General features: G+C 74.0%; 16 protein-coding genes. 9 read left to right on the plus strand and 7 right to left on the minus strand.

The features are described from left to right. Positions 1-187 precede the first annotated feature (187 nt). From ACL03H_RS08625 to ACL03H_RS08645, 5 genes are all read left to right on the plus strand, one after another. Positions 188-2197, plus strand: a complete 2010-nt coding sequence (locus ACL03H_RS08625; RefSeq protein WP_412810588.1) for an APC family permease — start codon at positions 188-190, stop codon at positions 2195-2197. Continuing rightward, positions 2194-3435 (plus strand): class I SAM-dependent RNA methyltransferase, encoded by a 1242-nt coding sequence (locus ACL03H_RS08630; protein ID WP_412810589.1) that lies wholly within the window; start codon positions 2194-2196, stop codon positions 3433-3435. Before ACL03H_RS08625 ends, ACL03H_RS08630 begins: the two co-directional genes overlap by 4 nt. Positions 3436-3770: 335 nt before the next feature. Next, positions 3771-5702 carry a 1-deoxy-D-xylulose-5-phosphate synthase gene (dxs, locus tag ACL03H_RS08635; protein WP_412810590.1) on the plus strand — a complete coding sequence of 644 codons (1932 nt, stop codon included), beginning with the start codon at positions 3771-3773 and terminating at the stop codon, positions 5700-5702. Between the two features lie 79 nt (positions 5703-5781). Beyond that, complete coding sequence (locus ACL03H_RS08640) at positions 5782-6468, plus strand: response regulator transcription factor (RefSeq protein ID WP_412810591.1); 687 nt, start codon at positions 5782-5784, stop codon at positions 6466-6468. Next, positions 6465-7625 carry a sensor histidine kinase gene (locus tag ACL03H_RS08645; protein WP_412810592.1) on the plus strand — a complete coding sequence of 387 codons (1161 nt, stop codon included), beginning with the start codon at positions 6465-6467 and terminating at the stop codon, positions 7623-7625. Before ACL03H_RS08640 ends, ACL03H_RS08645 begins: the two co-directional genes overlap by 4 nt. An 84-nt stretch (positions 7626-7709) precedes the next feature. Here ACL03H_RS08645 and ACL03H_RS08650 read toward each other — a convergent pair whose 3' ends face one another. Continuing rightward, positions 7710-9815 carry a 3-hydroxyacyl-CoA dehydrogenase NAD-binding domain-containing protein gene (locus ACL03H_RS08650; RefSeq protein WP_412810593.1) on the minus strand — a complete coding sequence of 702 codons (2106 nt, stop codon included), beginning with the start codon at positions 9813-9815 and terminating at the stop codon, positions 7710-7712. Further along, positions 9812-11059 carry a thiolase family protein gene (locus ACL03H_RS08655; RefSeq protein ID WP_412810594.1) on the minus strand — a complete coding sequence of 416 codons (1248 nt, stop codon included), beginning with the start codon at positions 11057-11059 and terminating at the stop codon, positions 9812-9814. The genes ACL03H_RS08650 and ACL03H_RS08655 overlap by 4 nt, the downstream gene beginning before the upstream one ends. A 294-nt stretch (positions 11060-11353) precedes the next feature. Between ACL03H_RS08655 and ACL03H_RS08660 the strand changes: the two genes are divergently transcribed. Continuing rightward, complete coding sequence (locus ACL03H_RS08660) at positions 11354-12196, plus strand: helix-turn-helix domain-containing GNAT family N-acetyltransferase (protein WP_412810595.1); 843 nt, start codon at positions 11354-11356, stop codon at positions 12194-12196. Positions 12197-12213: 17 nt separating this feature from the next. Here the strand turns inward: ACL03H_RS08660 and ACL03H_RS08665 are convergent, their stop codons facing one another. From ACL03H_RS08665 to ACL03H_RS08675, 3 genes are all read right to left on the minus strand, one after another. Then, positions 12214-13467 carry an HRDC domain-containing protein gene (locus ACL03H_RS08665; protein WP_412810596.1) on the minus strand — a complete coding sequence of 418 codons (1254 nt, stop codon included), beginning with the start codon at positions 13465-13467 and terminating at the stop codon, positions 12214-12216. Positions 13468-13587: 120 nt separating this feature from the next. Continuing rightward, positions 13588-14304, minus strand: a complete 717-nt coding sequence (locus ACL03H_RS08670; protein WP_037304891.1) for a response regulator — start codon at positions 14302-14304, stop codon at positions 13588-13590. 337 nt (positions 14305-14641) lie between these two features. Continuing rightward, positions 14642-15217, minus strand: a complete 576-nt coding sequence (locus ACL03H_RS08675; protein ID WP_412810597.1) for a DUF3000 domain-containing protein — start codon at positions 15215-15217, stop codon at positions 14642-14644. A gap of 224 nt (positions 15218-15441) precedes the next feature. On the opposite strand from ACL03H_RS08675, the gene hemE reads away from it, so the two are divergent. From hemE to hemQ, 3 genes are read left to right on the plus strand one after another with little or no spacing between them, the layout of a single operon-like run. Continuing rightward, complete coding sequence (hemE, locus tag ACL03H_RS08680) at positions 15442-16527, plus strand: uroporphyrinogen decarboxylase (RefSeq protein ID WP_412810598.1); 1086 nt, start codon at positions 15442-15444, stop codon at positions 16525-16527. Continuing rightward, positions 16524-17933, plus strand: a complete 1410-nt coding sequence (hemG, locus tag ACL03H_RS08685; RefSeq protein WP_412810599.1) for a protoporphyrinogen oxidase — start codon at positions 16524-16526, stop codon at positions 17931-17933. Before hemE ends, hemG begins: the two co-directional genes overlap by 4 nt. A gap of 26 nt (positions 17934-17959) precedes the next feature. Continuing rightward, the gene (gene hemQ, locus ACL03H_RS08690; RefSeq protein ID WP_412810600.1) at positions 17960-18655 is read left to right on the plus strand and encodes a hydrogen peroxide-dependent heme synthase; all 696 of its coding nucleotides are present in this window, start codon (positions 17960-17962) and stop codon (positions 18653-18655) included. On the opposite strand, the gene ACL03H_RS08695 is transcribed toward hemQ, so the two are convergent. Both ACL03H_RS08695 and ACL03H_RS08700 read right to left on the minus strand, forming a co-directional pair. Beyond that, positions 18656-19366, minus strand: coding sequence for a PDC sensor domain-containing protein (locus ACL03H_RS08695; protein ID WP_412810601.1), 711 nt, complete (start codon positions 19364-19366; stop codon positions 18656-18658). Continuing rightward, positions 19363-20109, minus strand: coding sequence for a FadR/GntR family transcriptional regulator (locus ACL03H_RS08700; RefSeq protein WP_412810602.1), 747 nt, complete (start codon positions 20107-20109; stop codon positions 19363-19365). Before ACL03H_RS08700 ends, ACL03H_RS08695 begins: the two co-directional genes overlap by 4 nt. Between the last annotated feature and the right edge of the window lie 105 nt (positions 20110-20214).

Genomic DNA, 20214 nt, shown 5'->3' on the forward strand with positions numbered 1-20214 from the left:
CCGTCGCGTCAGCGTGACGGTACCCGGCGGAGCACCCGTGCGACCGCTGCCGCAGCGGGGGCCGCCGTTCTCAGCCCGTGCACCGTATCGGAGCGTCCGACCGGGTGACACCGGTCCGGTTCGGGGGAGATGTGGGACACGGGCGGGCAGGGAGGCGCGCCCCGGTCCACCACTTACGCTCGTGCCCGTGTCCAAGCTCGCGACCGCGGTGAAGCGCCTGCTGGTGGGTCGTCCCTTCCGCAGCGACCGGCTGGCGCACACGCTGCTGCCCAAGCGGCTCGCGCTGCCGGTGTTCGCCTCCGACGCCATGTCCTCCGTGGCCTACGCACCGGAGGAGATCTTCCTGGTGCTGTCCCTGGCGGGCCTGTCCGCCTACGCGCTGACCCCCTGGGTCGGAGCGCTGGTCGCGCTGGTGATGCTGACCGTGGTGGCCAGCTACCGGCAGAACGTGCGGGCCTATCCCTCCGGCGGCGGCGACTACGAGGTCGCGACCGTGAACCTCGGCAAGCAGGCCGGGCTCACCGTGGCCAGCGCCCTGCTGGTCGACTACGTGCTCACCGTGGCGGTGTCGATCTCCGCGGCCGCGGCGAACGTCGGCGCGCTGATCCCGTTCGTGGCCACCCACAAGGTGTGGTTCGCGGTGGCCGCGATCGTGGTGCTCACCGCGATCAACCTGCGCGGCCTGCGCGAGTCCGGCGGCTTCATGGCGGTGCCGGTGTACGCGTTCCTGCTCGGCGTGCTGGGGATGATCGCGTTCGGCCTGTTCCGGGCCCTGGTGCTGGACCAGCCGATGCGAGCCGAGAGCGCGACCGTCGAGATCATGCCGGACGAGTCCCAGCTGGCCGGGCTCGCCTTCGTCTTCCTGGTGATGCGGGCGTTCTCCCAGGGCGCCGCCGCGCTGACCGGGGTGGAGGCGATCAGCAACGGGGTGCCGGCCTTCCAGAAGCCCAAGTCCCGCAACGCCGCCACGACGCTGCTCATGATGGGCACCATCTCGGTGACGATGCTGATGGGGTTGATCTACCTCGCGCAGCTCACCGGGGTGCGGCTCGCGGAGAACCCCGCCGCGCAGATCATCTCCGCCCCACCCGGCTACGAGCAGAAGACGATGGTGGCCCAGCTCGCCGCGGCGGTGTTCGACGTCTTCCCGCCCGGCATCTTCTACGTCACCGCCGCCACCGCGATCATCCTGGTGCTCGCGGCGAACACGGCGTTCAACGGCTTCCCGGTGCTCGGCTCGATCCTCGCGCAGGACCGCTACCTGCCGCGCCAGTTCCACACCCGCGGCGATCGGCTGGCGTTCTCCAACGGGATCCTCTTCCTGGCCGCCTTCGCGGTGGTGCTGGTGATGGCCTTCGACGCCGAGGTCACCCGGCTGGTGCAGCTGTACGTGGTGGGCGTGTTCGTGTCCTTCACGGTGAGCCAGACCGGCATGGTGCGGCACTGGAACCGGCTGCTGCGCACCGAGCGCGACCCCGCTGCCCGGCGGCGGATGCGCCGCGCGCAGGCGATCAACGGGTTCGGGCTGCTCCTGACCGGCTCGGTGCTGCTGATCGTGCTGCTGACCAAGTTCACGAAGGGCGCGTGGATCGCGCTGGCCGCGATGGGCGCGATCTACCTGCTCATGACCGCGATCCGCCGGCACTACGACGCGGTGCAGGAGGAGCTCGCCCAGTACGACGAGCCCGCGGTGCTGCCCTCCCGGAACTACGCGATCGTGCTCGTGTCCCAGCTGCACCTGCCGACCCTGCGCGCGCTCGCGTACGCGCGGGCGACCCGGCCGGACACCTTGGAGGCGGTGACGGTGAACGTCGACGACGCGGGGACCAGGGCGCTGCGGGCCACCTGGGAGTCGAAGGAGATGCCGGTGCCGCTGAAGGTGATCGAGTCCCCGTACCGTGAGGTCACCCGGCCGCTGATCGAGTACGTGAAGCGGGTCCGCCGCAACAGCCCCCGCGACGTGGTCACGGTGTTCATCCCGGAGTACGTGGTGGGGCGCTGGTGGGAGCAGGTGCTGCACAACCAGAGCGCGTTGCGCCTCAAGGGCAGGCTGCTGTTCGAACCGGGTGTGATGGTGACGAGCGTGCCGTGGCAGCTCGCGTCGTCGACCCGGGCGAAGCAGCGTGCCAAGAGCCGGGTGATGCCGGGCGCGTTGCGTCGCGGTTTGGGCGAATCGAAGGGGACTGAACGTCGGTGACCGGCAAGTTGGATTGGACCGGCAAGCGCCTGAAGCTGGACGTGGGTCCGGTGGCGCACGGAGGTCACTGCGTGGCCAGGCACGAGGGGCGGGTCGTCTTCGTGCGGCACGCGCTGCCCGGCGAGGTGGTGCTGGCCGAGGTCACCGATGACCCGGGCAAGGGCTTCTGCCGCGCCGACGCGGTGGAGGTGTTCACCCCGGCCGAGGGCCGGGTCGCGCCGCCGTGCCCGCTGGCGGAGATGGCGCTGGGCCACGACCGCTGCGGTGGCTGCGACTGGCAGCACGCCGACGGCGCGACCCAGCGGGAGCTCAAGGCGACCGTGGTCCGCGAGCAGCTGCAACGGCTGGGGGGCGTGGACCGGGAGGTCGAGGTCCGCGAGCTGCCGGGTGGCCTGCTGCGCTGGCGCACCAGGGTGCGGTTGGCGGTCGACCGGGTGGGACGCCCCGGCCTCCACCCGCACCGCAGCCACCGGGTGCTGCCGGTGGAGGACTGCCCGATCGTGGTGCAGGGCGCGCTCGACGGGCTGACCGACCGGGAGTGGCCGAGCGGGTCCGAGCTGGAGATCGCCTCCGACGCGGACCGGCAGGTGCACGTCACCCAGCGGGAGCGCGCCCCGCAGCGCCGCCGCGGCCGGCGCCCCGCCGTGGTGAACACGCGGGTGCGCGGCTCCGGAATCGCTCGCGAGGAGGCCGCGGGGCGCTCCTGGGAGCTGTCCGCGGACGGCTTCTGGCAGGTGCACCCGGCGGCCGCGGACACCTTCGCCGAGGTCGTGGGGAGGATGGCGGCGGTTCCCTCCGGCGGCGTGGCCTGGGACCTCTACGGCGGAGTCGGGTTGTTCGCGGCGGTGCTCGCCGAGCAGGCCGGGCCCGCGGGTGACGTGGTGCTGGTGGAGTCCTCCCGGCGGGCCACCGAGGACGCGGTGGCGAACCTGCGGGACCTGCCGCAGGTGACCTTCCGCGCGGGCACCGTGGAGGAGGTGCTGGCCGACGACTCGCTGCCCGAGCCGGACGTCGTGGTGCTCGACCCGCCGCGCAAGGGCGCGGGCAGGCACGTCGTGGAGGCGGTGTGCGCCGCCGGCCCGCGGCGGGTGGTGCACGTGGCCTGCGATCCCGCGGCGCTCGGGCGCGACGTGGCGCTGTTCGCCGAGCAGGGATACCGGCTGGACGACCTGGAGGCCTTCGACGCGTTCCCCATGACCCACCACGTCGAGTGCATCGCGGCGTTCTCCCGCGAATGATCGCGCGGGACGCGCGGACCGGTCGAGGGGCGAGGATTGGTGCACGCAGCGTGGTCGGGTTGCGCTGATCGGGTGCCGCTCGCCCTTCCCGAGCGGAGGGAATCCCGCTGTTCTGGCCGCCGCCGGTCGGTGCTGAGCGTGCATCGGCGCCGGTCGGCGGCGGCGCGGCGTCCCCCGGACCGGTGCGCCGTCCCTCGGAGCGGGCTGCGTACCTTCTCCGGAGAGGGTGGTCTCGCTCCGTAGACTGGTCGCCGGTCCCGGAGGGGAGTCCACCCGCGGCAGGCCCCCGAGCCGGGTGGCGAAGCGACGAAGCGGACGACGAACGAGGTGGAGCGGTGACGCTGCTGGAATCCGTGCAAGGTCCGGCCGACCTGAAACGCCTGGAGCACGGTGAGCTGGTGGAGCTGGCCGCTGAGATCCGGTCGTTCCTGATCGCGAAGGTGTCCCGCACGGGCGGTCACCTCGGCCCGAACCTGGGGGCCGTGGAGCTGACGCTGGCGGTGCACCGGGTGTTCGACTCGCCGCGGGACGCGGTGGTCTTCGACACCGGGCACCAGGCCTACGTGCACAAGATCGTGACCGGTCGGCAGGAGGGCTTCGACCGGCTGCGCAAGCGGGACGGCCTGTCCGGCTACCCGTCGCGCGCGGAGAGCGAGCACGACCTGGTGGAGAACTCGCACGCCTCCACCTCGCTGTCCTACGCGGACGGGCTGGCCCGGTCGTTCCAGCTCACCGGCGGTGGCAGGCACGCCGTGGCGATCGTCGGCGACGGTGCGCTCACCGGCGGCATGTGCTGGGAAGCGCTGAACAACATCGCCGCCGACCAGGAACGCCCGCTGGTCATCGTCGTCAACGACAACGGCCGCTCCTACGCGCCCACCATCGGCGGCTTCGCCGAGCACCTCTCCGCGCTGCGGCTCAACCCGGGCTACGAGAAGGCGCTGGAGCGCGGCCGGAGCACGCTGCGCAACCTGCCCGTGGTCGGCAGGCCGCTCTACACCGGCCTGCACGCGGCCAAGTCCGGGCTCAAGGACGCCTTCAGCCCGCAGGTGATGTTCTCCGACCTGGGCATCAAGTACCTCGGACCCGTCGACGGGCACGACATGAAGGCGATGGAGCAGGCGCTGACCATGGCGCGCTCCTTCGGCGGCCCGGTGATCGTGCACGCGGTCACCCGCAAGGGCAACGGCTTCGCCCCGGCGGAGAACCACGAGGCCGACCAGATGCACCAGGTGAAGGTGATCAACCCGGAGACGGGCCTGCCCACCTCGCCGACGCCGAAGAGCTGGACGAACGTGTTCTCCGACGAGCTGGTGCGGATCGGCGGTGAGCGCTCCGACGTGGTCGCCATGACCGCCGCGATGCTCGGCCCGACCGGCCTGGACAAGTTCGCCAAGGCCTACCCGGACCGCTGCTTCGACGTGGGCATCGCCGAGCAGCACGCGATGACCTCCGCCGCGGGCATGGCGATGGGCGGTCTGCACCCGGTGTTCGCGGTGTACTCCACCTTCCTGAACCGGGCGTTCGACCAGCTGCTCATGGACGTGGCGCTGCACCGCCAGCCCGTCACGGTGACGCTGGACCGCTCCGGCATCACCGGTGACGACGGGGCCAGCCACAACGGCATGTGGGACCTGTCGATCCTCGGTCTCATCCCCGGCATCCGGGTCGCCGCCCCGCGCGACGCGATCACGCTGCGCGAGGAGCTGCGCGAGGCGGTCGCGGTGGACGACGGCCCGACCGTGGTCCGGTTCTCCAAGGGCTCCGTCATCGAGGAGGTCCCGGCCGTCGAGCGCGTCGGCGGGGTGGACGTGCTGCACCGCCCCGCGCCGGGGGAGAACGGCGACGTGCTGCTCGCGGTCGTCGGCGCCTTCGGCGAGACCGGCGTGGCCGCCGCCCGGCGGCTGGCCGCCCAGGGCATCGGGGTCACCGTCGTCGACCCGCGCTGGGTGACGCCGGTGCCGGAGCAGGTGGTCGCGATGGCCTCCGATCACCGGCTCGTCGTCACCCTGGAGGACGCCGGTCGCCACGGCGGTTTCGGCTGGTCGTTGGCCGCCGCGCTGCGCGACGCCGGGATCGACGTCCCGCTGCGGGACCTGGCGGTGCCGAACGAGTTCCTGCTGCACGCCTCCCGCGACGAGGTGCTCTCCGAGCTCGGGCTGACGGAGCAGGACGTGGCGCGCCGCATCACCGAGTGGGTCGCCGACCGGCTGCGCACCGCGCAGCGCGACGCCGAGTTCGACAGCCCCGCCGCGCGCGAGGCCTGAGCCCGCGGACCCGGCGGCGCCGCGAGCCGCCGCCGGGTCGCGGAGATCCCGCCCGCGCTCGTTGTGGCACGGTGAACGGGTGCGAATCCTTGTCGTGGAGGACGAGCAGCCGCTGGCCGACGCCGTCGCCCGCGGGCTGCGCCGGGAGGGCATGGCCGTGGACGTCGCCTACGACGGCGAGCGCGGCCAGGAGAAGGCGGCGATCACCCGCTACGACGTGATCGTGCTGGACCGGGACCTGCCCGCGATGTCCGGCGACGAGCTGTGCCGCGAGGTCGTGGCCTCCGGTGAGCTGACCCGGGTGCTCATGCTCACCGCCAGCGGCACCGTGCAGGACCGGGTGGACGGGCTGTCCCTGGGCGCGGACGACTACCTGGCCAAGCCCTTCGCCTTCCCGGAGCTGATCGCCCGGGTGCGCGCCCTGGCGCGGCGGGCCACGCCTGCCACGCCACCGCTGCTCACCGCGCGCGGGCTCTCGCTGGATCCCGCGCGCCGGGTGGTGCGGCGCGCGGGGGCGGAGGTGGAGCTCACCCGCAAGGAGTTCGGCGTCCTGGAGGTGCTGCTCGGCGCGGGCGGGGCCGTGGTCAGCTCGGAGGAGCTGCTGGAGCGGGTCTGGGACGAGCACGCCGACCCGTTCACCACGACGGTCCGGGTCACGATGATGACCTTGCGCAAGAAGCTGGGCGAGCCAGGGGTGATCGACACCGTGGTCGGTTCCGGCTACCGGGTGCCCTCAGCGGGCCGCACCGAGCACGCCGGCCCGTGAGCGCGCCCCGCCCGCACGCGCCGCTGCGGTCGCTGGTCCGCCGCGGACCCGGGTTGCGCGTCCGGCTCACGGCGCTGGCGACCGCGCTGGTCGCCGCGGTGAGCGCACTGCTGCTCTGGCTGGGCTGGCTGCTCGTCGGCAACGTCGCGGCCGGGGTCCCGCGGCTGCCCCCGGGTGGCCTGGTGCGGGTCGGCGACGTGTCCGTGCCCGCCGAGCTGCTCGGTGCCGCGCTGCGCGACCAGGCGCGGGAGCAGGTGCTCGTGGTGGGCGGGCTCGCCTTCGTCGCGGTGGTGCTGGCGGCCGCGGTGCTGGCGTGGACGGTCACCGGCCGGGTGCTGCGCCCGCTGCACGAGGTGACCGACTCGGCGCGGCGGCTCTCCGCGGAGTCCCTGGACGCGCGGATCGCGCTGAGCGGCCCCCGCGACGAGGTCGCCGAGCTCGCCGACACCTTCGACGCGATGCTCGACCGCCTGCAGGCGGCGTTCGACTCGCAGCGCCGGTTCGTCGCCAACGCCAGCCACGAGCTGCGCACCCCGCTGGCCGTGCTGCGCACCGAGCTCGACGTGACCCTCAGCGATCCGGACGCCGACGCCGGGGAGCTGCGTCGGATGGCGGCGGTGCTGCGCGAGGCCGCGGCGCGCGCGGAGCGGCTGGTGGAGGCCCTGCTCCTGCTGGCCCGGACGGACGGCGCCCGGCTCGGGGAGCACGAGCGGGTCGACCTGCGGGAGGTGGCGGCCCGCGCCCGCGGTGGCGTCGAGGCCGAGGCGCGGGCCCGCTCGGTGCGGATCACCAGCGACGGCGCCCCCGCGCCCGTGCGGGGTGATCCGGCGCTGCTGGAGCGGGTCGCGGGCAACCTGCTGGAGAACGCGGTGCGGCACAACCTCGACGGCGGCTGGGTGCGGGTGAGCACGGGTCACGACGGGAGCCGCGCCCTGCTGCGGGTCGCGTCCTCCGGCCCGCTGATCGAACCGGACCAGGTGGACGCTCTGTTCGAGCCGTTCCGCCGGGCCGGGGTGCAGCGCACCGCCCGCACCGGATCCGGGCTGGGGCTGTCCATCGTCCGCGCCGCCGTCACCGCGCACGGCGGGCGCGTCACCGCCGCCCCCGTCCCCGAGGGCGGACTCGCGGTCGAAGCGGAGTTCCCGATCGGCCGGTGACGGCCCCTGACCCCGGGGGACCGAGCCCGGAACGCCGCAGGGCCGGGGTGGTGGTGCCACCCCGGCCCTGGTGCTGCTCGCCGGTCAGGCGGGCACGGAGGCCACGCCCCTCGGCAGGAAGCGCTCGCCGTTGACCTTCTCGGCGATGCCGGAGCGGTCCAGGTAGGCGGTGATGCCGCCCAGCCAGAACGGCCAGCCCGCGCCGAGCAACATGCACAGGTCGATGTCCTGCGCCTCGGCGACGACGCCCTCGTCCAGCATCAGCCGGATCTCCTGCGCCAGCGCCTCCAGCGCCCGCTCCCGCACCTGCTCGGAGGTCGACGGGTTCGAGCCCTGCTCCCACATGGCCGCGACCTCGGGGTCGACGACCTGGTCGCCCCGCTCGTCGCTCTGCCACACGGCCGTCTTGCCCGCCTTGACGAAGCGCTGCAGGTTCTCGCTGATCCCGAAACGGTCCGGGAAGGCGCCGTGCATCGTCTCGTTGACGTGCTGCGCGACGGCCGGGCCGACGAGCTGCAGCAGCACCAGCGGGCTCATCGGCAGGCCGAGCGGGGTCAGCGCGCGGTCGGCTACCTCGAACGGGGTGCCTTCGTCCACGGCCGCGATGATCTCGCCCATGAAGCGGGTCAGCAGCCGGTTCACCACGAACGCGGGGGCGTCCTTGACCAGCACGCTGGACTTCTTGAGCTGCTTGGCGGTGGCGAACGCGGTGGCCAGCGCCGCGTCGTCGGTCTTGGCGCCGCGCACGATCTCCAGCAGCGGCAGCACCGCGACCGGGTTGAAGAAGTGGAAGCCCACGACGCGCTCGGGGTGCTCCAGCTCGGACGCCATCTCGGTGATCGACAGCGAGGAGGTGTTGGTAGCCAGGACCGCCTCGGGGGACACGAAGCCCTCCAGCTCGGCGAAGACCTGCTGCTTGATCGACATCTCCTCGAAGACCGCCTCGATGACGAAGTCGGCGTCGGCGAAGGCGTTCTTGTCCAGCGAGCCGGTGACCAGGGCCTTGAGCCGGTTCGCGGCGTCGGGGGAGAGCCTGCCCTTGCCCAGCAGCTTGTCGATCTCGCCGTGGATGTAGCCGACACCGCGGTCGATGCGCTCCTGGTCGACGTCGGTGATGACCACCGGCACCTTCAGCCGGCGCACGAACAGCAGCGCGAGCTGCCCGGCCATCAGCCCGGCGCCGACCACGCCGACCTTCTTCACCTCGCGGGCCAGCGACTTGTCCGGCGCCCCGGCGGGCTTGCGGGCCCGCTTCTGGGTGAGGTCGAAGGAGTAGAGCCCGGCGCGCAGCTCGTCGGACATGAGCGCGTCGGCGAGCGCCTCGGTCTCGGCCGCGTACCCGGCGTCGAGGTCGTCGCGGCGGGCCAGCTCGATGAGCTCGACGGCCTTGGTCACCGCGGGCGAGGCGCCCTGGGTGCGGGCCTCGACGACGCCCTTCGCACGGGCGATCGCCTCGTCCCAGGCCTGGCCGCGGTCGACCTCGGCCCGCTGCACGGCCTGCTCGCCGTTGACCACGCGCACCGCCCAGCGGACCGACTCCTCCAGGAAGTCCGCGCTCTCCAGCCGCGCGTCGAAGATGCCCAGGCCGGTGGCCTTCTTCGCGTCGAGCATCTTGTTCTGGTTCAGCGCGTTCTCGATGATCACGCTGACCGCGGCGTCCGCGCCGATCAGGTTCGGCAGCAGCTGGGTGCCGCCCCAGCCCGGGAACAGGCCGAGGAAGCACTCCGGGAACGCGATCGCGTTCACGCTCTCCGAGACCGTCCGGTAGTGGCAGGACAGCGCCAGCTCCAGACCGCCGCCCAGCGCCGCGCCGTTGACGAACGCGAAGGTGGGAACGCTCGACTCGGTGAGCCGGCGGAACACGTCGTGCCCGGTCTGGGCGACCTGGTGGGCGTGCGCCCGCTCACCGATCTGCGCGACGCCGGAGAGATCGGCGCCCACGGCGAACACGAAGGGCTTGCCGGTGACCGCGATCGCGGCCGGTTCGGCGGCGAACGCCTCGTCCAGCGCGGCGTCGAGCGAGGACAGCCCGCCCGGTCCGAAGGTGGACGGCCGGGTGTGGTCGTGGCCGTTGTCGATGGTGATCAGCGCGAGCTGGCCGTCGAGGCCGGGCGCGTCCAGCAGCCTGGTGCGCGCCTGGGTGACGACCTCGTCCGGGAACAGCGCTGCGAAGTCGGTCCGCGTGCTCACTTCGCGCCCCCTGCGGTGTCGAAGTTCGGGTTCTCCCAGATGACCGTGCCGCCCATGCCGAAACCGATGCACATGGTGGTCAGGCCGTAGCGCACCTCGGGGTGCTCGGCGAAGTGCCGGGACAGCTGCGTCATCAGGCGCACCCCGGAGGAGGCGAGCGGGTGGCCGCAGGCGATGGCGCCGCCCCACGGGTTGACCCGCTGGTCGTCGTCGGCGATGCCGAAGTGCTCCAGGAACGCCAGCACCTGCACCGCGAACGCCTCGTTGATCTCGAACAGGCCGATGTCGGAGATGTCGAGCCCGGCGCGCTTGAGGGCCTTCTCGGTGGCCGGGATCGGGCCGACGCCCATGACCTCCGGTTCCACGCCCGCGAAGGCGTAGCCGACGAGCTTCATGCCGATGGGCAGTCCGAGCTCGCGGGCGGTTTCGGCGTCGGCGAGCACGCAGCCGGTGGCACCGTCGTTGAGCCCCGCGGCGTTGCCCGGCGTCACCCGGCCGTGCGGGCGGAACGGGGTCTTGAGCCCGGCCAGCGCCTCGGTGGTGGTGCCGGGGCGCGGCGGTTCGTCGGCCGTGGCCAGGCCCCAGCCCTGCTCGGCGGAGCGGGTGGAGACCGGGACCAGGTCGGCGGCGATCTTGCCCGCGAGCTGCGCCTGCTCGTAGCGCTGCTGGCTCAGCGCCGCGTAGGCGTCGGTGCGCTCCTTGGTCAGGCTCGGGTAGCGGTCGTGCACGTTCTCCGCGGTGGAGCCCATGATCAGCGCGGACGGGTCGACCACGCTGTCGGCGACGTAACGCGGGTTGGGGTCGACGCCCTCGCCCATCGGGTGATTGCCCATGTGCTCGACACCGCCCGCGATGGCGATGTCGTAGGCGCCGAAGCCGATGCCGCCCGCGACGCTGGTCACCGCGGTCATGGCCCCGGCGCACATCCGGTCGATGGCGAAGCCGGGCACGGACTGCGGCAGGCCCGCCAGCAGCGAGGCGCTGCGGCCGATGGTCAGGCCCTGGTCCCCGATCTGGGTGGTCGCGGCGATGGCGACCTCGTCGACGCGCTCCGGTGGCAGCTCCGGGTGCCGCCGCAGCAGCTCGCGGATGACCTTGACGACGAGGTCGTCGGCGCGGGTCTCGGCGTAGAGGCCCTTCTTGCCTGCCTTGCCGAACGGCGTGCGGACGCCGTCGACGAAGACCACGTCCCGTACGGCACGTGCGCTGCGCGGGTCGGCTGCTGCCGACGCGGGTGCGACCACGGCGTGCTCCTCACTCTGCGGTTCCTGCGTTGTACGAGTGGCCGACGAGCGGCGATCGGTCCGCCTTCCGCGAAGGCCGGCCCCGCCACTACTGGTCGGTAACGGCAACTCTAGCGCTTATTACCCGCCGGTAACCACTGGGTGCGGGCTGCCGCCCCGATGTCTGTTCGCTCACAGCCCCGCCAGCGGGGCGGAGCGCCGGGGGAGCGGCGGCCAGCCTACGCATCCGAGGGCCGCGCGCCCGCTGGGCGACCGCTCCGGCGAAGATCCGCGAGGACCGGCGATAGTGGAGCCATGACCGACCCCGCGCTGCCCGCCGAGGAAGCGGAGCGCGCCGCCGCGTTCTTCGGCTGCCTCGCCGATCCGACCCGCGTCCGGCTGCTGCACGCCGCCTCGGTCGCCGGGCCGAGCCCGGTGGGGGTGCTGGCGCGGCGGCTCGGCATCGGCCAGTCCACCTGCTCCCACCACCTGCGCAAGCTCGCCGACGCCGACCTGGTCGTGCTGCGCGAGGAGGGCACCAGCACCGCGGTGGAGGTGAACACCGCGCTGCTCGCGGGACCCTGGCAGGTCCCCGACCTGCTGCTCGGGCTGACCGGGCAGGCGGTGGCCGCCCCGCCCGCCCGCGCGGAACCGCTCGTGCGGGCGCTCGGCCCCGGTGACTGGGACGAGGTGCGGCGCATCTACGCGGAGGGGATCGCCACCGGAGCCGCGACCTTCGAGACCGACGTTCCCGGCGAGGACGTGCTGGCGAGCAGGTGGGCGCCCGGCCACCGCCTGGTCGCCGAACTCGACGGCGAGGTGACCGGGTGGGCCGCGCTCACCCCGGTCTCGGCGCGACCGTGCTACGCGGGCGTCGCCGAGGTCTCGATCTACGTCGGCTCCGCCGCCCGCGGCCGCGGGGTGGGGCGGGCGCTGCTGGGCGGGCTGGTCCGCGCCGCCGATCGCACCGGGCTCTGGACCCTGCAATCGGTGATCTTCCCGGAGAACCGGGCCTGCCTGGCCCTGCACCGCGCCGCGGGTTTCCGCACCGTCGGCGTCCGGGAGCGGATCGGCGTGCTGCGCGGGCGCTGGCAGGACACCGTCCTGGTGGAACGCCGCCGCCCCGACACCGCTCCGGGAACCGGCCCGGTGCGGTGATCGGGGCGGCGGTCCGGTCAGCTCGGACGTCCCGGTTCCGCCTGGAGCGCGGTGCTCAGCGGCGCGGCGGTCAGCTCGACCTGCCACTCGCGCGCGCCCCGCTCCCGCAGCCGGGCGGCCACCGATTCGACGTCGAGGTCCTCCGGCGGCGTCCAGCACAGTCGCCGCAGCAGGTCCGGCAGCAGCAGGTTCTCGATGGGCAGCGAGTGCTCCTCGGCGATCGCCGACATCGCGCTCCTCGCCGCGGCCAGCCGGGCGGCGGCGGCCGGGTCCCGATCGGCCCAGCGGTTCGGCGAAGGCGGCCCTTCCTGCGGCGGCGAGACGGCGGGCAGCTCCTCGCCGGAGAGCTTGCGCGCGGCGCGCAGCGCGCCCAGCCAGGTCGAGGCCCGGCGGCGCTGCTGCCTGCCGCCGAACACCGGCAGCGCGGTCAGCTCGGATTCGGACTTCGGGTCGCTCTGCGCGGCCTGCACCAACGCGGAGTCCGGCAGCACCCGGCCCGGGGCGATGTCGCGCTCGGCGGCGACGCGATCCCGCACCTCCCACAGCGAGCGGATCGCGGCGAGCTGCCGGGCGCTGCGCACCCGGTGGATCCCGGAGGTGCGCCGCCACGGCTCGGCGCGCGGGCGGGGAGGTTCGGCGGTGCGGACCGCCTCGAACTCCTGCCACGCCCAGTCGAGCTTGCCCTGCCGGGCCAGCTCCTCGTGCATCCGGGCGCGCAGGTCGATCAGCAGTTCCACGTCGAGGGCGGCGTAGACCAGCCAGTCGTCGGGCAGCGGCCGACGCGACCAGTCGGCGGCGCTGTGGCCCTTCTCCAACCGGTAACCGAGCATCCGCTCGACGAGGGTGCCCAGCGAGACGCGCTCGAACCCGGCTAGCCGTCCGGCCAGCTCGGTGTCGAACAACCGCTGGGGGTGCAGGCCGAGCTCGGCCAGGCACGGCAGGTCTTGCGAGGCGGCGTGCAGCACCCATTCGGTGCCGTCCAGCGCCGTCGCGAGCGGCGCCAGCGCGCCGCCCAGCGCGATCGGATCGACCAGCACGGTCCCGGCGCCCTCCCGGCGCAACTGCACCAGGTAGGCGCGTTGGGAGTACCGGTATCCGGACGCGCGTTCGGTGTCCACCGCGACCGGACCGCTGCCCGCGGCAAGCGCGGACGCGGCGGTCTCCAGTGCTTCGGGAGTCTCCACTACCGGCGGAACGCCGTCAGCGGGCTCGGTGAGCAGCACCGGCTCGGGACGGTCGGGCTCGACGGACTCGGGGCAAGCAGCTTCCACGGATATCAGACCTTACGTGTTGCGGTCCGCCCGCGGGTGCGACCAGCCCGAGGTCGCCGTGCCCGACCGGACCCGACGATCGCGGTGGGACCTCGATTCACCCGATCAGAATCTACCCGGTCATCTGATCACCCCGGCCCGCATGGCCAGGGCGACCATCTGCGCCCGGTCTCCGGTGCCCAACTTGCGGCCGATCCGCGACAGGTGACTCTTCACCGTGAGAGCGGAGAGGTTGAGGGCCTCCCCGATCTCCTTGTTGGATCGGCCGTCGGCCACCAGTTGCAGCACCTCGACCTCGCGCCCGGACAGTTCCCGGGGCGTGTTGTCGGTTCCCGGGACCCGGGTGCCCGCAGCGAGCACCGGAGCCACGCTGGGATCGGCATACACGCCGCCGTCGAGAACGCGGCGCACCCCGTCGGTGACGACCATCGGCGAGGCCGACTTCAGCAGGTACGCCTGAGCGCCTGCCTGGAAGGCGGCCCGGACCGCGTAGGGGTCGTCGGACGAAGCGAGCACCACGATTCGCGGCCAGCCCTGGGTGCGGAGTTCCGTAACCAGGTCGATGCCGGTCCCGTCGGGGAGTCCGAGATCGAGGATCGCGAGGTCGCACGGACCGGTGGCCAGAGCGCGAGCCCTGGCCTCGGCCATGGATGCGGCCTCGTGCACCGTGCCGGCGCCCATCTGCAGCAACCGGGCGGCGATGGCCTCCCGGAGCAGCGGATGATCGTCCACCACGAGCACCGTGAACAGCTCTTCCCGCGGGTGCGGGACCATGTTGGCCGGCAATGCGCCGGCGGGCGTGGTTCGAGCGGCCTGACCTAAGCCGACGGCAGCCACGTCACTACCTCCCTGGAGTCGGTCGTGCCCCCCGACCGGCACCGGGACTCTCGACCAATCAGCCGCGCCACTGATCGACCGAAAGTGGTGTCGTCGGGGGCAGCGTAACCGCCCAAGCGGATCAGCGGGACGATCAATCGGGTATCTATCCCGATCGAGTTGGCAGAGCGGTTCGTTTTTGTCACTCAATTGGGTGGGTCTTGGGGTTCGGCGTAACGCCATGGCGTGTTCGCACGACTAAACACAATTGCTCATCGTGAGGAGGTTGCGGAGGCAACCTGTTGCGCCTGGGATTTGACCCTTCGTGAGGGGTATCCCGATCGTTAAAGATCGACTCTCAAGCGTCCTCGCGCGCCGCCGCCCGCCGGTCGAGCAGCGCGACCCCCTCCGGGGGCAGGCCCGCGGCGCTGGACATCAGCTGGTGGAAGGCCACGGAGTGCGCCTCCAGGCCGTCCTCGCGGGGGGTCCACGAGCCGCGCAGCTCCAGGTCGTGAGTGCGCGGCGGGCCCGCGATGTCGCCGAATCGGGCCGACGACGTCAGCGTCACCGTCCCGCCCAGCACCTCCGCGTCCGCGCCCGCCTCCTCCAGCGCATCGGTCAGCCAGGACCAGCCGACGGCGGGCAGCAGGGGATCGGACGCCAGCTCCGGGTCGAGCTCGGCGCGGAGGTAGACCACCAGCCGCAGCGCGCCCGCCCACGCCGCCGGGCGCTCGGGATCGTGCAGCAGCACGAGCCGGGCCGTCGCGAGCTCACCCGCCGGGCCGTTCGCCTCGGCCGCCACCGCGTACGCCCAGGGCGCCAGCCGCTTCGGCGGGCGGACCTCGGTCACGTCGATCTCGGGGCGCGGAGCGGGTGCGGCCAACGCAGCCACTGCCTGCCGGAACTTCTCGGGCACCGCCGCCATCTCCGTCACGGCTCGGGACTGTAGGCGGCCGGATCGGCGCGGTGTCGGAGCCACGCCGGGTGCCGGGACCGATCGTGATCTTGCCCGCGCGCCCGGCGCTCCGCGCGTCTGCGAAGATGTCCGGACGGCTCGAACTAGCAGGGCCGTCGGCCTGAGCCGCGGTGGTTCGGCCGGCGTTCGCCCCGGTCGGGTCGCGACCCCCACCGCACCGACCGAGTACGGAAGTGCCTCCGATGACCCCACCCGCTCCGGTCTCGGCTCGCCGGGACCTCGACGACGCCCCGCTGCTGGTGGCCGCCCGCGGCGGCACGCCCCGGCACACCCCGGTCTGGTTCATGCGCCAGGCCGGGCGCTCGCTGCCGGAGTACCGCGCGGTGCGCGAGGGCACGCCGATGCTGCAGGCCTGCCTCACCCCCGACCTCGTCCGCGAGATCACCGCGCAGCCGGTGCGCAGGCACGGGGTGGACGCGGCGATCCTGTTCAGCGACATCGTGCTGCCGCTGTACGCGGCGGGCATCGGACTGGACATCGTCGCCGGGACCGGGCCGGTCGTGGCCGAACCGGTGCGCGACGCCGCCGCCGTGGCCGCGCTGCCGAGGTTGCACGCCGAGCAGGTCGAGCCCGTCGCCGAGGCGGTCCGGCTGCTGCTCGCCGAGCTGGGGGAGACGCCGCTGATCGGCTTCGCCGGGGCGCCCTTCACCCTCGCCTCCTACCTCGTGGAGGGCGGGCCGAGCCGCAACCACGAGCGCACCAAGGCGCTGATGCACTCCGATCCGGCCACCTGGCACGCGCTGCTGGAGAAGCTGGCGGAGACGACGCTGACCTTCCTGCGGGCCCAGCTCGCCGCCGGGGTGGACGCGGTGCAGCTGTTCGACTCCTGGGCGGGAGCGCTCTCGCTGCGGGACTACCGCGAGTTCGTGCTGCCGCACAGCACCCGCATCTTCGAGGGCGTCGCCGCGGCGGCCCCGCGGGTGCCGAAGATCCACTTCGGCGTGGGCACCGGCGAGCTGCTCGGGGCGATGCGCTCCGCGGGCGCCGACGTGGTCGGCGTGGACTGGCGGGTACCGCTGGACGAGGCGGCGCGGCGGCTGCGGGCCGCCGACCCGGAGCGTCCCGCCGTCGTGCAGGGCAACCTCGACCCGGCCGTGCTGTTCGCCGGGCAGGACGCGGTGCGCGGCGAGGTGCGGCGCATCCTCGCCGAGGGCCGCACCGCCGACGGGCACGTGTTCAACCTCGGGCACGGGGTGCTGCCCACGACCGATCCCGGCGTGCTCACCGAGGTCGTGCGGCAGGTGCACGCCGAAAGCGCCCGGTCTTGACCCGCGTCGCCGTCGTCGGCGGCGGCATCAGCGGGCTGGTCGCCGCGCACCGGTTGCGGCGGGAGCTGGGCCCGGACGCGGAGATCGTGCTCGTCGAGCGGACCGACCGGCTCGGCGGCAAGCTGCGCTCCGCCCCGCTGGCCGGCACCCGCCTGGACCTGGGCGCGGAGGCGTTCCTGGCCCGGCGCCCCGAGGTGCTGCGGCTGGCCGCTGAGCTCGGGCTCGCGGACGAGGTGGTGCACCCCGCTCCGGCGGCCGCGCGGGTGCGCGCCGGGGGCGAGCTGCACCGGCTTCCCGGCGGCACCGCGATGGGCGTGCCCGCGAGCGCCGAGTCCGTGGCGGGCGTGCTCTCCCCGGCCGGAGTCGCGGCGGTGCGCGCCGAGGCCGAGCTGCCGCCGCTGCGCCTGGCCGGCGCGGATGCCTCGGTCGGCGGGCTGCTGCGCTCGCGGGTGGGTGACGAGGTGGTGGACCGCCTGGTGGAACCGCTGCTCGGCGGGGTCTACGCGGGCAGCGCGGACGGGCTCGGGTTGCGCGCCACGATGCCCGCGCTGGCCGCCGCGCTCGACGCGGGTGCCACCACGATCACCGAGGCGGCCGGGGCGGCGCTGCCCGCCCCCGCGCCGGACGGCCGGCCGCGGCCGGTGTTCGGCGCCTTCCGCGGCGGTTACGACGTCCTGGTGCGCGCGCTGGTGGACTCGGCCGGGGGGCGGCAGCGGCTCGGGCTTCCGGTGCGCGCCCTGCGCCGCGACGGCGCCGGCTGGCGGCTGGAGATCGGCTCCGCGCCCGCCCCGGAGGAGCTCGTCGCCGACGCCGTCGTGCTGGCCGTCCCGGCCCCCGCCGCGCGAAAGCTGCTCGCCGACGTGGCGCCGACGGCGTCGCGGCTGCTCGGCGAGGTGGAGCTGGCGTCGATGGCCGTGCTCGGCATCGCGCTGCCGCCCGGCACCGAGCTGCCCGACGCCTCCGGCACGCTCATCGCGCGCGGCGAGGCGCACGCCGACGGCACCCCGTTCACGGCGAAGGCCTTCACCTACACGAGCCGCAAGTGGCCGCACCTGACCGGTGTCGGCGGGGAGCCGCTGCTGCGCGGCTCCGTGGGCCGCACCGGTCAGGACGAGCTGCTGCGGCGCACCGACGCCGAGCTGCTGCGCCTGGTGCTCGACGACCTGCGCGAGCTCACCGGCATCGAGGCGGCGCCGGTCGACTCGGCGGTGCTGCGCTGGGGCGGTGGGCTGCCGCAGTACGGTCCCGGCCACCCGGAGCGGATCGCCGAGCTGGAGCGCGCCGTCGCCGGGATCGGCGGGCTCGCGCTGGCCGGCGCGGCGCTGCACGGCGTGGGAGTGCCCGCGTGCGCGGCGAGCGGAGAGGCCGCCGCGAGCGAGGTCACCCGCCACCTGTCGGCGAGCTGACCCGGCTCCGGTGGGACGATGAGGGCATGGCGCGGTTGAACTACTCCGAACTCAACAGCACGATCCGCTACACGATGTGGTCGGTCTTCCAGGTCGAACCGGGCGCGCTGCCCGAAGACCGGGAGAAGACGGCGCAGGCGACCCAGGAGTACCTGGACGGCCTGGCCGAATCCGGCGTGGAGGTGCGCGGCGTCTACGACCTCGCGGGCATGCGCTCCGACGCCGACTTCATGATCTGGTGGCACGCCGAGCGGATCGAGGCGCTGCAGGAGGCCTACGCCGGGTTCCGGCGCGGGACCGGCCTGGGCGAGGCCTCGGACCCGGTGTGGAGCAACGTCGCGATGCACCGGCCCGCCGAGTTCAACAAGAGCCACGTGCCGGCCTTCCTCGCGGGCGAGGAACCGGGCGACTTCCTCTGCGTCTACCCGTTCGTGCGGTCCCACGACTGGTACCTGCTGCCGGACGAGGAGCGCAGGACCATGCTCCGCGATCACGGGATGGCGGCGCGGGACTACCCGGACGTGCGGGCGAACACCGTGGCGTCGTTCGGTCTCGGCGACTACGAGTGGATCCTCGCCTTCGAGGCGCCGGAACTGCACCGCATCGTCGACCTGATGTGGAAGATGCGCTACACCGAGGCCCGCAGGCACGTCCGCGAGGAGACCCCGTTCTTCACCGGCAAGCGGGTCGCCCCGGCGGAGCTGCTGCCCCGCCTCCCCTGATCACTCCGGTTCCTCGACGAGGCGCCAGGGCAGGCCGGTGGTGCGCCGGGCGGCGAACACCGGGTGGCCGGGGGCGGTGGCCAGCGGGCCCTCGGTCACCAGCGCCCCGGGCAGGCGCAGCGGGGTGTTCGACGCGACCACCCGGTTCGCCTGGTTGATCAGCGCCGCGGGCGGATCCCCGGGGCCGACGTGGGCCAGCAGCGCGCGCTCGAACTCCCCGGTGCGCAGGTCGGCCGCGGCCACGCCGAGGAACCGGTCCCCGGAGCGCACCGGCACCGAGAGGGTCACCAGGTACTCGTCGGTGCCGGCGAAGTCCACGTACGGCCCCACCGCCACGGCCAGTCCGGAGCGGCGGGGCTCGGTGAACCACGGCGCCGCCGCGTAGTCGTAGAACCCGACGCTGTCCGGATCGTGGTCCACCTGCAAGAACCGGGGCGTGTCCCCGGGCCGGTGCTGCCACCACTCCAGCCAGTGCGCCCGGTCGCCGAGCACGTCGTCGGCGAGGATCACGCCGGTGCCCGCCACCAGGCCCGGCTCCGCGTCCAGCCGGTCGAAGATCGGTTGCCAGAGCTCGGAGAGCTCCTCGGTGGTCAGCGCCGCCGCTGCCGCGTGCGCGGTCCGCAGCCGGGAGCCCAGCTCGGCGCACCACCCGAACAGCTCGTCCAGCAGGCCGCACAGGTGCGCGGCGGCCGCCCGCCCGGCCGCGCTCACCGCACGCACCGCCGGGGGCGCGACCACATCCGGAACTCGACCAGCCGCCGCACCCCGGCCCGCACGTGGTGCTCGGCCAGCGCGCGGGCGCGGGCGCCGTCGCGGGCGCCGATCGCGGCGAGGATCGCGCGGTGCTGCTCGGCCTCCTCCCGGTGCGGGATCGCCTCGGCGAACGGCAGCCAGCGCAGCGGACCGGTCTCGGCCTGCAGCGCGATCTCCTGCCGGGTGAGGCGGGAGGACTGCGCGGCCGCGGCGATCTCGATGTGCAGCCTGCCGTCCAGCCTGCGCCGCTCCGCCGCCTCACCGGCCGCGGCGAACTCGGCCGCCAGCGAGCGCAGCGCGGCCAGTTCGGCGGTGGTGGCGCGCTCCGCGGCCAGCAGCGCGGCCGCGCCCGCGATCGCCGAGTGCTGGTCGGAGATCTCCCGCAGCTCGTGCGTGCCGAACTCCCGCAGCCGCGCGACCCCGGCCACCAGCAGCGGATCCGCCGGTCGCCGGGTCAGCGAGCCCGCCGCCGACCCGACCGCGAGCCCGTCCCGCCCCAGCCTGCCCAGGGCCTCCCGCGCCGCGTCCTCGGGGCAGCCGAGCAGGGCGCTGAGCGCCGCGGCGCCGGGCAGCGGTTCACCGTCCGGCAGCAGCCCGAGCGCGATCGCCTCGGCGAGCCGGTCCGCCACCGTCCCCGCGTCGGCCCGCTCGGGGAGCCTCGGCCAGCGCCGCAGCGAGCGGAGCACGTCGTCGACGGGCACGGCACCTCCTCTCGAACCGCGCCGGTGCTCGATCCGGCACCGGCTCGGCTGAACCGTTTCACATGATCCACGACCGTGGCACTCCCCGAGCCGGACGGGTGCACC

Source organism: Saccharopolyspora antibiotica (assembly GCF_047200635.1).
Lineage (GTDB): Bacteria > Actinomycetota > Actinomycetes > Mycobacteriales > Pseudonocardiaceae > Saccharopolyspora_C.

What these genes read in the sequence shown, in the direction of transcription:
- ACL03H_RS08660 (WP_412810595.1), top strand. Translation starts at nt 11,354, where the DNA reads ATGACCGACCCCGCGCTGCCCGCCGAGGAAGCGGAGCGCGCCGCCGCG.
- hemE (WP_412810598.1), top strand. Translation starts at nt 15,442, where the DNA reads ATGACCCCACCCGCTCCGGTCTCGGCTCGCCGGGACCTCGACGACGCC.
- hemQ (WP_412810600.1), top strand. Translation starts at nt 17,960, where the DNA reads ATGGCGCGGTTGAACTACTCCGAACTCAACAGCACGATCCGCTACACG.